This window comes from Rhizobium moroccans, from assembly GCF_057559155.1.
In genome coordinates this window covers 96,677-108,934 of the sequence record NZ_JBHFJG010000039.1, presented here as the reverse complement: position 1 = coordinate 108,934, position 12,258 = coordinate 96,677, and the positions used below count along the sequence as shown (strand labels likewise).

Annotated in this window: 8 protein-coding genes and 1 pseudogene; 2 read left to right on the top strand and 7 right to left on the bottom strand. The window is 60.0% G+C overall.

Annotated features, from left to right (window positions below; genetic code table 11):
• Positions 1-11 precede the first annotated feature (11 nt).
• Positions 12-1,601, bottom strand: coding sequence for an ABC transporter substrate-binding protein (locus ACE04I_RS18260; RefSeq protein ID WP_046793709.1), 1,590 nt, complete (start codon positions 1,599-1,601; stop codon positions 12-14).
• 280 nt (positions 1,602-1,881) lie between these two features.
• On the opposite strand from ACE04I_RS18260, the gene ACE04I_RS18255 reads away from it, so the two are divergent.
• Together ACE04I_RS18255 and kdgD are read left to right on the top strand one after the other, a co-directional pair.
• Entirely contained in the window at positions 1,882-2,862 is a 981-nt protein-coding gene (locus ACE04I_RS18255; RefSeq protein WP_487207428.1) for a mannonate dehydratase, read from the top strand.
• Between the two features lie 51 nt (positions 2,863-2,913).
• Entirely contained in the window at positions 2,914-3,837 is a 924-nt protein-coding gene (gene kdgD, locus ACE04I_RS18250; RefSeq protein ID WP_487207427.1) for a 5-dehydro-4-deoxyglucarate dehydratase, read from the top strand.
• A gap of 88 nt (positions 3,838-3,925) precedes the next feature.
• Here kdgD and ACE04I_RS18245 read toward each other — a convergent pair whose 3' ends face one another.
• From ACE04I_RS18245 to ACE04I_RS18220, 6 genes and pseudogenes are all read right to left on the bottom strand, one after another.
• A complete protein-coding gene (locus tag ACE04I_RS18245; RefSeq protein ID WP_046793419.1) occupies positions 3,926-5,080 on the bottom strand; it encodes a mandelate racemase/muconate lactonizing enzyme family protein in 1,155 nt (384 codons plus the stop codon).
• 12 nt (positions 5,081-5,092) lie between these two features.
• On the bottom strand, positions 5,093-6,301 hold the full coding sequence (gene manD, locus ACE04I_RS18240; protein ID WP_487207426.1) for a D-mannonate dehydratase ManD: 1,209 nt from the start codon (positions 6,299-6,301) through the stop codon (positions 5,093-5,095).
• Positions 6,298-8,025: an ABC transporter ATP-binding protein gene (locus ACE04I_RS18235; protein ID WP_046793417.1), complete on the bottom strand. Its 1,728-nt coding sequence runs from the start codon at positions 8,023-8,025 to the stop codon at positions 6,298-6,300. Before ACE04I_RS18235 ends, manD begins: the two co-directional genes overlap by 4 nt.
• The gene (locus tag ACE04I_RS18230; RefSeq protein WP_046793416.1) at positions 8,022-9,176 is read right to left on the bottom strand and encodes an ABC transporter permease; all 1,155 of its coding nucleotides are present in this window, start codon (positions 9,174-9,176) and stop codon (positions 8,022-8,024) included. The genes ACE04I_RS18235 and ACE04I_RS18230 overlap by 4 nt, the downstream gene beginning before the upstream one ends.
• Positions 9,173-10,158 (bottom strand): annotated as a pseudogene (locus tag ACE04I_RS18225) (ABC transporter permease). Before ACE04I_RS18225 ends, ACE04I_RS18230 begins: the two are co-directional and overlap by 4 nt.
• Positions 10,159-10,236: 78 nt before the next feature.
• Complete coding sequence (locus ACE04I_RS18220) at positions 10,237-12,174, bottom strand: ABC transporter substrate-binding protein (protein WP_052760355.1); 1,938 nt, start codon at positions 12,172-12,174, stop codon at positions 10,237-10,239.
• Positions 12,175-12,258 lie beyond the last annotated feature (84 nt).

The window sequence follows — 12,258 nt, the reverse complement described above, 5'->3', positions numbered from 1 at the left end:
CCTGTCGCTGTTCAATCAGTCTTGGTTACGCCTTCGAGGCGGGTCGTCTGGCTCGGATGCCCGACATAATCCTGCACCCGCTTGCTGACGACGATCGGCTCGAAGCGCTCGAAAAGCGGCAGGACAGCCGGCTTCTGCGCCACGAACATTTCCTGCATCTGCACGTAAATTTCGCCACGCTTCTTGGAATCCGGCTCCAGGGAGGCCTTGGCAGTGAGCGCAGTCAGCTCCGGAATGTCCCAGGCCGAGCGCCAGACGAAATTGCCGGCATTGTTGGCTTCCCGCGAATTGTCGGGGTTGCTGGAGAACTGCTCCATCGAGCCGAGCACGTTCGGCATGTAGGCACCGGTCTGCGGGATGAGGAGATCGAAGTCGCGAGCCCGATGCGCCGCGATGATATCCGAGCCGTTACCCTGCTGGATGTTCACGGTGATGCCGATCTCGCCGAGCGAAGCCTGAATGGCGGTTGCGAGATCGATGCGCGGTGTCTGGGCGATCGTCTTCAAGGTCAGCGTGAAGCCATCCTTGTAACCGGCTTCAGCCAACAGCGCTTTTGCCTTTTCAACATCCAGCTGCCAATCGGGGCTGGGAATGGCGTATTCAAAGTTCTCGGGCACAGGAACCGTGCGCGCTCGGCCATACGGACCCATGATGGCCTTTTCCATGCCCTTGTAGTCGATGCCGTAGGCGATCGCCTCGCGAACCTTCGGGTTCGAAAGCGGCTCCTTGCCGGCATTCATCGACAGCACGTAGAAGCCGCCGGTCGGCACCCGCTGGATTTCGAAGCCTTCCTTCCCGTTGAAGGTGGCGAGATCGGAAGCGCTCAGCGCACTGGCTATATCGACATCGCCACGCTCGAGCATCAGCCGCTCCACCTGGCTTTCCGGCACGTGACGGACCACGACGCGCCGCATTTTCGGTTCGCCGCCGACGTAATTTTCATTCGCTTCGAGGATGACGATCTCGTTCGGCGTCCAGCGGTTCAGCGTGAACGGGCCGGAGCCTGCGGAATTGGTACGCAGCCAGCCATTTCCCCAATCGCCGTTCGATTCATGTGATTTGACTTCCTCGCTGTCGACGACGCTCGCAATTACCATTGCTAGCCGGTAAAGCAGGAGTTCGGAGGTGGTTTCCCCGGAAAGATCGATCCGAACCGTTTTTTCGTCCGGCGCCGTCACGAGTTTTTCCACGTTTCCGGCGTTGTAGCCGACCCGCTTGAGGTTGGCGGCGGAGGCTTGATCCATCTTCAGCAGACGAGTGATCGAATAGACGACATCGGCGGAGGTGACCGGGTTGCCGGAGGCGAATTCAGCCTCGCGAAGATGGAAAGTAATGCCCTTGTCGTCAGCCTCCCAGCTCTCGGCAAGCTGAGGCGAAACCTTGCCCGAGCTGTCGACCGAGATCAGCCGATCGTAGAGATTGGCCATGATTTCATTGGCCTTCGCTTCCGTTGCCTGGTGCGGGTCAAGCGATAGAACCTGCGCAAGCGAGGTGGCGATGACGAGCTGGTTGGCAGGCGTTTTGGCAAAAGCGGCGGGTGAAGTGAGCGTCAAGGCGCCGACCACAGCGCCAACGAGAAGCCGGGTACAAATATGCCTCATGATGTCCTCCCTGATCATCGGTCAGATAATATCTTTATCCTCATGTCATAATACGATTATCGAAGTTGATGCTAAATGACAAGGGCCGCCGATCAATGGGAAAAAGCCAATAAATTACGGCAATTAGTTGATCAACAATGCAATCGCAACAATAGGTTGGGAACTCGCATCGCGACCAACCGACAACGCCGTATTGCACCAGAATTCCGCAGGCTCTCTCGACATACCCGGAGAGTCATATTATGACATGTGATATCAAAACGATATTCGGGAGGCTTTCTTGTATCTGGGAACGCAGGTGACGGTTCGCGACGTCGATGACTACAAGGTCTTCGCGCAGCTTGGAGTGAAAAACATCTCGGCCGATCCGCCGGGGGATCCGGCGAGCTGGACGCTTGAGGATCTGGAGCGCCATCGTGACAAGGTGGAGAGCTTCGGCATCGTTCTCGACATGATCCAGCTCCCCCTTCCTTCGCAACCGATCGAGAAAGCCTCCTATCCCGATATCCTGTTGGCCGGTCCTGATCGTGACCGACAGATCGACGCGGTCTGCCGCCTGATCGAAAATTGCGCCAAGGCGGGCATCCCGGCGGCGAAATACAATCTCAACCTGATCGGCATCCCCCGCACAGAACTGGAGCTGGGCCGCGGCGGCTCCCTGAATGAAGCCTTCCGGTGGGAAAAGGCGGATCAGCAGGCGGCACCCGGCCTGGCCGGCACGCTCTCTGAAGACGAGAACTGGGAGCGCATCGACTATTTCCTCGAGCGGGTCGTTCCTGTTGCCGAGAGCAACCGCGTGCGCCTCGCCTGCCATCCGCACGATCCCTATACGCCGCCGGGCTACAAGGGCGTTACCCGCGTGCTTGGAACTGTGGAAGGCCTCAAGAAGTTCGTGATGATGCGCGAAAGCCCCTATCACGGGCTGAATTTCTGCCAGGGTTCGATCGGCGAGATGCTCGACAACCCGCATGAGGAAATCGACGACATCATCCGCTGGTTCGGCACGCGCGGCAAAATCTTCAACCTTCACTTCCGCAATATCAGCGGCGGCAAGCTATCCTTCATGGAAACATTCCCCGACGAGGGCGATATGGACATGATCCGCTCGCTGAAGATCTATCAGGAGGTCGGCTACAAATACATGGTGATGCCGGACCACGTGCCGCGCATCAGCGGAAGAGACCCCACGGGCGTCGCCTTCGCCTATTGCTACGGCTACATCGCGGCGATTCTTGAAGCGCTTGAGGCCAGGCATCTCTGACCACACCGCCGCGGTTACAGATGTCGATTTCGGACAGCCAGGGATTTTCAGATGGAACCAAACACTCTCAAAAAGGCAGTCGGCGCCGGCCTCCTTTCATTTCCGGTAACGCATTTCGACAGCGATCTTGCATTCGATGAGGCAGCTTATCGCGAGCATGTGGGATGGTTGGCGGAATATGACGCCAGCGTTCTCTTTGCGGCAGGTGGCACCGGCGAGTTCTTCTCGCTCAATCCTTCCGAAATTCCGGCTGTCATACGCGCCGCCAAGGCATCGGCCGGCAAGACGCCGATCGTTTCGGGAACCGGTTACGGCACCTCGCTTGCGATCGAGATCGCAAGATCGGCGGAGAAGGCCGGCGCCGACGGCCTGCTTCTCCTGCCGCCCTATCTCATGTTCGCCGAACAGGAGGGATTGGTCGCGCATGTGAAGGCGGTCTGCCAATCTGTCGGCATCGGCGTCATCGTCTATAATCGCGATAACGCGGTTCTTTCGGCCGATAGCCTCGCGAGGCTTTGCGATGCGTGCCCCAATCTCATCGGCTTCAAGGATGGTGTCGGAGACGTCGATCGCGTCATAGAGATCACCACGAAGCTGGAAGACCGCCTCGTCTATGTCGGCGGCATGCCGACCCACGAAGTCTTCGCCCAGGCTTATTTTGCCGCCGGGGTGACGACCTACTCATCCGCAGTCTTCAACTTCGTGCCCGCCCTCGCCCAGCGCTTCTATCAGGCTCTACGCTCAGGCGATCAGCCTGCGGTCGACCAGATACTGAAGGATTTCTTCTTCCCCTTCGTGGCCCTGCGCAATCGCAAGCGGGGCTACGCAGTCTCCATCATCAAGGCAGGCCTGAAGGTGCTGGGACGGGATCCGGGGCCGGTGCGGCCACCACTCACCGACCTTACAACGGAAGAACTGAAACTTCTGGAACAGATTCTGAACGCCAACGACGCTACCCGGACCGCCGCGGAATAGTCGCTGGAGGTTCGAACTATCGGGCTTCAGTAACAATGCCCGTAAAAGCGCAGGGCGCGTCGATATCGAGCCCTGCGCTTTTGTATTTTCACCAGTTCGTCACGGAACCATCCCTGCGCTTCAGGTGCGGCGCCTCCCAAAACTCGAAGCTCTGCCTGGCGATGAGTTCCTCGTTGACTTCTACCCCGAGACCGGGGGCGTCGGAAACGGGATAATATGCTCCCTCAAGCCGCGGCTGGACCGGGAAGAAGTCCGAATTGTCGAAGCCTAGATGGGTTTCGGCAGGGCTTGCACGCGTCTCGAGCCAGGAAAAATTCGGAACTGCGGCGGAAAAGTGGATCGTCGCGGCGGTGCAGACCGGTCCAAGGGGATTATGCGGCATCATGTCGACATAGTGGGTCTCGCTCCAGGCGGCGACTTTCATCGATTCCGTCAGCCCGCCGACATTGCAGACGTCCAGCCGATTGAACTGGTGGATGTCGCGTTCGATGAAGGGCTGAAACTGCCATTTCGAGGCGAATTCCTCGCCGATCGCAAAAGGTATGTCCGTCAGCCGGCGGAGGGCCTCGTAAGCGCCCGGAGACTCGTCGCGGATCGGTTCTTCAAGGAAGTCCAGCGTGCCGGAGGGCATCTTTTGGCAGAAGCTCGCGGCTTCTGCCACCGTCAGGCGGTGGTGATAGTCGATGCCGAGCGCGACCTCCTCGCCTAATGTCTCGCGGGCCTTCACGCACCATTTGGCGGTCGTGGCGATATGCTCGCGCGGTTCGTAGATCTCCTTGTTCTCATGGCCGGAGGGCGATAGGCGCATGGCGGTCCAGCCGTGCTCGACCAGCATCTTCGCCTGCTCTATCATGGCGGGGCCGGGTTCGGCGAAGGTCGTCGCGAAAGTCGGGATGCGGTCGCGGTGCTTGCCGCCGAGGAGTTCGTAGACCGGCACGCCAAGCGCTTTGCCCTTGATGTCGTGAAGTGCGATGTCGATTGCGGAGATCGCCGCCTGTAGCACCCGCCCGCCTTCGAAATACTGGCTGCGATACATTTCCTGCCACAGCGCACCGGTCTTGAAGGGATCGCATCCGCGCAGGAATTCGGCATAGTGCTCCAAGGCGCCGATTACCGCCTTTTCGCGGCCGGAAAGGCCGCTTTCGCCCCAGCCGAAAATGCCTTCATCCGTTTCGATCTTCACCAGAAGCTGGTTTCGAATGCCGACTTTGACCGCATAAGTCTTGATCGTCGTGATTTTCATAACGTCCTCGTTTCACCAGTGCCACAGCGTGCCGTCTTCAAGACGGTTCACCGGCAGGTAGGCGCGCTGGTATGGAAATTTTTCCGCAAGCTTCTCGTCGATATCGACGCCGTGACCGATCGCCTCGCCCGGATGCAGGTAGCCATCCGCAAGGCTCCAGGCACTCGGGAAGACTTCCAGGATCTGCGGCAGGTAACCGGAATATTCCTGGATACCGAAATTCGGCGCCCAGAGATCGAGATGCAGATTGGCGCCGAGGCAGATGGGCGACATGTCCATCGCGCCGTGGCAGGCGGTACGGACATTGTAGACGCCCGCGAAATCCATGATCCGGCGAAGCGCGGTCACGCCGCCTGCATGTACGGTGGTCATGCGGATATAATCGATCAGTTGCTCTTCGATCAGCAGCCGTGCGTCCCAGATCGTGTTGAATACCTCGCCGACCGCAAGCGGCGTCGTAGTATGCTGGCGGATCAGGCGAAAACCTTCCTGATGTTCGGCGGCGACCATGTCTTCCAGCCAGAAGAGGCGGGCGAATTCGAGATCCTTGCCGAGCCGCGCCGCTTCGATCGGGGTCAGGCGGTGATGGGTATCGTGCAACAGCTCGATATCCCAGCCATGTGCCTCGCGCACCGTCTTAAAAAGCTCCGGTATGTGACGGAGATATTTAGAGGTCGACCAGGTTTCTTCATGCGGAAAGGCGTCGTCATCAGCATTGTTTGTGACCGACTTCGCACCCGTGCCGTAGACGTCCGCAAGGCCTGGAATGCCCACCTGCACCCGGATGGCCTTGTAGCCCTCCTCCTTGCGCCGGCCGACCGCCTCCACGGCTTGCGCGATATCGCGCCCATGCGCATGGGTGTAGCACAGCACTTTCTCGCGGCTGGCGCCGCCGAGAAGCTGATAGAGCGGCATGCTGGCGGCCTTGGCCTTGATGTCCCAGAGTGCGGTGTCGATGCCGGCGATCGCCGCCATGGTCACCGGCCCTCTACGCCAATAGGCGCCCTTGTAGAAATACTGCCAGATGTCTTCGATGCGAGAGGGGTCCCGGCCGATCAATAGCGGCGCCAGGTGCTCCTGCAGATAGGCGACGACGGCCTTTTCGCGACCGTTCAACGTCGCGTCGCCGACCCCTGTCAGCCCTTCGTCGGTGAATATCTTGACGGTGACGAAATTGCGCCCCGGCGAGCAGACGATGATTTTGACATCGGTAATTTTCATGACTTATCCATTGGCTGAAACTGTGCCCGCTTGACTGCGGGTTCGTAGCGGAACCGGTTGTGGATGCGCCGGCTTCGCGGATCGGGGTGGGGAATGGCGGAAAGAAGCGCGCGCGTGTAATCGTGGGACGGATCGTTGACGACCCGATCGGTCTCGCCGGCCTCCACGATCCGGCCGCGATACATGACCGCGACGCGATCGCACATGTAGCGGATCACCGACATGTCATGCGAGATGAAGACATAGGAAAGGCCCATCTCGTCCTGGAGCTGCATCATCAGATCGAGCATCTGCGAGCGAAGCGATACGTCGAGCGCCGATGTCGCCTCGTCGGCGACGATGAGCCTCGGATTGACCGCAATGGCGCGTGCTATGCCGATGCGCTGGCGCTGGCCGCCGGAAAAGGCATGCGGATAGCGCTCGCGCCAAGCCGGCTCGAGCCCCACCTGACGCATGAGATGGGCAACGCGATCGTCGCGTTCGCTTCCCTTCATGCCGGCAAGCTTCAGGGGTTCGGCTATGATCTGCCCGACGGTCTTGCGCGGACTAAGCGAGCCGACAGGATCCTGAAAGATCATCCGGACCTCGCGGCGGATATCCTTCAAGGTCGCATTGTCTGCCGTGCGGATATCCAGCGTTCGGCCATCCGTGCGGCGGTAGTCGATCGTGCCGGACTGGGGATCATAGATGCGCAGAAGGCATCGCCCCATCGTCGTCTTGCCGGAACCGGATTCGCCGACGATGCCGAGCGTTTCCCCCGGCCGCACGGCGAGCGATACATCATCGACCGCCTTGAGCCCCGACGCGAAGGTCAGCGACAGGTTCTTCACTTCCAGAAGAGGCGGTGTCTCGGTCGGCATCTCAGCTCGCCGGACACGAACTTCAGCCTTTTTCTCCAGCTTGACGACGGAGCCGATCAGCCGACGCGTGTAGTCGTCCTGAGGGGCGTGGAATATCTGGTCGACCGGGCCCTTCTCCATCACCTTGCCGCGATACATGACCAGTACTTCGTCGGCGATCTCGGCGACGACGCCCATATCGTGGGTGATGAAGAGCACAGCCATGCCGTGGCTCTGCTGCAGTTTCTTGATGAGGTCGAGGATTTCGGCCTGGGTTGTCACGTCGAGCGCGGTTGTCGGCTCATCCGCGATCAGCACGGACGGATTGCATGCCAGCGCCATGGCGATCATCACGCGCTGGCGCATGCCGCCGGAGAATTCGAACGTATAGCGGTCGATCGCCGTTTCCGGCCGCGGGATTTCCACCTGCTTCAGCAGTTCTAAAACACGGGCGCGCTGTTCGTTTCCGCGGATGCCGAAATGGATGCGCAGCGTCTCGCCGATCTGGGTGCCTATGCGGTGGACCGGCGACAGCGAACTCATCGGCTCCTGGAAGATCATGGCGATCTCCTTGCCGCGAATGCCGCGGATGTCCCGCCCCCGCGGATCGAGCCTGGCGAGATCGGTCTTGGAGCCGTCGGCGCGCGTGAGCAGGATCGAGCCACCTTCGATCTGTCCGGGTTTGTCGACGATCTGCAGGATCGAACGGGCCGTGACCGACTTGCCGGAACCGGATTCGCCGACGACGCAGAGCGTCTTACCTCGTTGAAGCTCGAAGGAGACACCGTCGACGGCCTTGAACACACCGGTGCGGGTCGGGAAATAGGTCCTGAGGTCCTCAACCTTCAGGATCGTGTCGCCGGAGGGGTTCAAAGTCTTGGTCATGAAACGTCCTCATAGGGGTCTGCGGCATCGCGCAGGCCGTCACCCAGGAAATTCAGCGCAAGGACCGAAATCACGATCGCGGCGGCCGGCGTGAAGAGCAGCCACGGTGCCTGCGCGACGGCCCGGATATTCTGGGCCTCCTGCAGCAGCACGCCCCAGGAAATGATCGGCGGCTGCAGGCCGATGCCGAGGAAGGAAAGCGCCGTCTCGGCAAGGATCATCGAGGGGATCGCGAGCGTCAGCGTCGCGATAATGTGGCTCATGAAGGACGGCACGAGATGATTGAAGATGATGCCGATCTCACTCATGCCGTCGAGACGCGCGGCGATGACGAAATCTTCGCTACGCAGCGACAGGAACTTGCCGCGCACCTCGCGGGCGAGGCTCGTCCAGCCGATCAGGGAGACGATCAACGTGATAACGAAATACGTCCTGAGCGGCGGCCAGCCAACGGGGATCGCGGCCGCAAGGCCCATCCATAGCGGAATGGTGGGGATAGAGCGCAGGAGTTCGATGACACGCTGGATCGCGAGATCAACCCAGCCGCCGAAGAAGCCGGATACCCCGCCGATCGTCACGCCAAGGATCAGGCTCATGAAGACGCCGACAAGCCCGATGGACAGCGAGATTTTGGCGCCGTGCACGACGCGCGAGAAAATATCCCGGCCGAGCCGGTCGGCGCCGAAAATATACATGCTGTCGCCGGGTTTCGGGTCGATCATCCCGAAGAGCTTTGTCTCCATGGGAATGAAGCCCAGCAGATGATAGGGCTGCGGAGCCTTGACGAAGAAGCCGACAGGAACCGGTCTGGCCGGATCGGGCGTGAACTCGCGGCGCATGGACTCGGTGTTCAGCGTCATCCGGAGCTGGTCGACATGGGGTCGGAATGCCCCCTCATGCATGAGGGAAAGCCCCTGCGGCGGCGCATAGGTGAAGCGTGCATTGGTGGCGTTCGGGTCGAATGGCGCGATAAAATCCGCAAAGGCCGCGACCAGATACATGAAGATGATCACGACCAGGCTGACGAGCGCGATCTTGTGCTTCTTGAACTTGAGCCAGAAAAGGCGCCATTGGCCGGCGGCAGCGATATCCTTACCCGCAAGATCGAAAGAGGGGCCGGTATCGGGCGGAAGATGCGTGATGTCTGTCATTGAAAGCGTATCCGCGGGTCGGTGATGGCGAGCAGGATGTCCGAAACCAGCGTGCCTATGATCGTGAGCACCGATATCAGGAGAATGAGCGAGCCGGCGAGATACATGTCCTGGGCAAGCAGGGCGCGCAGGAGCAGCGGTCCGGTCGTCGGCAGGCTCATACCACCGAGACGATGATCTCCCCGGAGATCACGGCCGGGAGTATCCAGCCGAGTGTCGAAATCAGCGGATTAAGGGCAAGCCGCACGGGATAGCGGATCAGGAGTTCGAATTCCGACATGCCCTTCGCCCGTGCCGTCGTGACATAGGGCCTCGACAACTCGTCGAGCAGGTTGGCGCGCATGATGCGAACGAGCGCGGCCAGCGAGCCGAGGCCGATGACGATGACCGGCAACCAGACATGCCGGGCAAAATCCGTGAGCTTGCCGAAGCTCCACGGCGCATCGACATAGGCCGGCGAGAAAAGCCCGCCCACGCTTTGGCCGAACCAGGCGGACATGATGTACATGGCCGAAAGCGCCATCAGAAAATCGGGAATGGCCAGGAAGAAGAAGGCGAGGAAGGTCGCGGTATAGTCGGAGATCGAATACTGCCGCACCGCCGACAGGATGCCGATCGGGATCGCGATCGCCCAGACGAAGCAAAGCGTGAGCACGGAAAGCAGGAGGGAAAACCCGAGCCGGTTCCAGATGAGCTCCGTCACCGGCCTGCCGAGCTCGAAGGATATGCCGAAGTCACCACGCGTCAGGATGCCGGCGATCCATTTATAGTACTGGAAGTAGATGGGCTGATCGAGGCCGTAGCGTTCCCGCATGGCCGCGACCGTGCCGGCCTCCACCGCCCCGCCCTGGCTCGCCCAATCCGCCATCAGCGTCGTGAGATAGTCGCCCGGCGGGAGTTGGATGATGATGAAGGCGATGATGGAGACGGCAAACAGTGTCGGGATCGCGAACACCAGCCGCTTGATGATGAAACGAAGCATGGTTTGGGACCGTTCGAACGGATCGAAGGGGTAGCCGGCGATGGCAGGGGCGCCACCGGCGGCCTCGGGAGGAGGCGGTCAATTCGCCTTGTCGAAGTACCACTGGGTCAGGGTCGGTGCGGGATGCCAGAGATTGCCGGTGATGGGGATGCCGTCGACGACGTTTTTCAGGTTCTTCGATACCATCATGTATTTCGGCATGGGCCGCGAAATACCGATATTGAGGAAGTTGTCGGCCGAAAGGTTCAGGAATTCCTTCATCTTCTCGCGGCGATCGTCATCGGTGACGGCGGCGTTCACCTTGTCATAGGCCGCCATCAGTGCCTTGACTTCCGCCGGCGGCTCCTCCCCCGTCGAATGATCGGAGTACCACTCGCTCCATTTCACGGCAAAGAAGATGTCGGCCTTCTGGAAGGGCATATAGCAGCGCGGATCGGTGTAAACCTCCGACAATCCGCCGACACAGTTCCAGATATAGGCGTCCTGCTCGTTTGCCGCCCACATGGTGTTAAGCCGAGCGCGATCGGTGGTGCGGAGTTGGATATCGATGCCGACATCCTTGGCATATTGCTGCACCATCTGCATCACGTCCGGATAGGAGAGACCGAAGACATCCGCCACCATGAAGTTGATGGTGAGGCGCTTGCCGGTCTCATCCAGGCGGAAGCCCGCAGCATCCTTGTTCGGCATTATCTTATCGAGCATCTCGTTCGAGAGTTCGGGATTGTATTCGGTATATTGCGTCGCCTCGCGCTCATTGAAGAGTTCATGCTCGGGCTGGACCGCAACCTGGGCAGGAGCGCCCTGCCCCACATAGACGAGATCGATGATTTCCTGCCGATTGATCGCGTGGCTCAGCGCGATGCGGAAATCCTTGTTCTGGAAAAGCTTGCGTTTCAGCGGATCGGTGGAGTTCAGATTGAGCAGGACCACGGCGTCGTTTGCCGGCAGATCCTTCACATCCACGAACCGGTAGTTTCCGGTTTCCTGTCCGTCGAAAAGGACGGATTTGAAGGTCGAGTTGTTGATGTGGCGGAAGGCGAAATCGAATTCACCGGAGGTCATCTTCAGCGCCATGAGCTGCGGATCGTCGAGCTTTGCCCAGGTGATGCCATCGATATAGGGAAGCTGGTTACCCTCCGGATCGACCTTCCAGTAATAGGGGTTGCGGGTCGCCACCACGCGCTCGCTGTCGGCATAGGGAACCGTCAGGACCCACGGGTTCAGCGTCGGCAGTTCGAGATTCTGCCAGAAGGGCGGTTGGAAGGTCAGTGAAACCTTGGAATTGAAGAGCGCCACCCAGTCGCCAGCGGCCGGATTGGCTTTGAGCAGGTCCGCAATGCCGTCCTTGTTGTACTTCTCGTGGAATTGGCTGAGATAATGCTTGGGATAGATGACCGGCAAATGGCCCTGGCCATAGGCGAGCTGCTGCAGGAAGAGACCGTAGGGCGAGTCGAACTTGAACTCGACGGTGACATCATCGATCTTGCGGACCTTCACCGGCTTGCCGGCGACCGTGAACGTCGGGTTCTTGGCAGGAGATAGCGCATCGTTCATGAACACGTCTTCGTACCAGAACATGATGTCGTTGGCGGTGAAGGGCTGACCGTCGCTCCACTTCAAGCCCTTGCGGAGCTTGAACGTGTAGGTGGTCGCGTCCTCGGATGCGGTGAACTCCTCGGCCAGTGACGGGGCGACCTTCTTCCACTCGGGGTCCCAGCGCACCAGTAGTTCATTGGCGATCGTACGGGTCAGGTTATAGTGGTCGCCATTGGCGAGGATCGTCGTGCGCAGCGTGCCGCCATATTTGCCGACGCCACCGACCATCGTCTCCACATAGGGCTGCTCGGGAAGGCGCTCGGAAACAGCGGGCAGCTTGCCGGCCTTGACCTCTTCTTCCAGCATCGGCGACTGCTTGAACTCCATCGCCCAGGCCGGGGCCATCGAACTTAGAATGAGCGTCCCCACCAGGCCTGACGACATGACAAGGCCACGCAGCTTCCGCTGATAAAGCATCTTCTCTCCTCCTCTTGGGCCAACCCTCACCGCCGGCCTGCTCCCCATAGGCCGTTGCGGCCCAAGATGGACAAAAGCTTCCAG

Excerpts from the sequence above, each read along its gene's own strand:
- ACE04I_RS18260 (WP_046793709.1), bottom strand. The coding sequence starts at position 1,601 with ATGAGGCATATTTGTACCCGGCTTCTCGTTGGCGCTGTGGTCGGCGCC.
- ACE04I_RS18235 (WP_046793417.1), bottom strand. The coding sequence starts at position 8,025 with ATGACCAAGACTTTGAACCCCTCCGGCGACACGATCCTGAAGGTTGAG.
- kdgD (WP_487207427.1), top strand. The coding sequence starts at position 2,914 with ATGGAACCAAACACTCTCAAAAAGGCAGTCGGCGCCGGCCTCCTTTCA.
- ACE04I_RS18245 (WP_046793419.1), bottom strand. The coding sequence starts at position 5,080 with ATGAAAATCACGACGATCAAGACTTATGCGGTCAAAGTCGGCATTCGA.
- ACE04I_RS18220 (WP_052760355.1), bottom strand. The coding sequence starts at position 12,174 with ATGCTTTATCAGCGGAAGCTGCGTGGCCTTGTCATGTCGTCAGGCCTG.
- ACE04I_RS18230 (WP_046793416.1), bottom strand. The coding sequence starts at position 9,176 with ATGACAGACATCACGCATCTTCCGCCCGATACCGGCCCCTCTTTCGAT.
- manD (WP_487207426.1), bottom strand. The coding sequence starts at position 6,301 with ATGAAAATTACCGATGTCAAAATCATCGTCTGCTCGCCGGGGCGCAAT.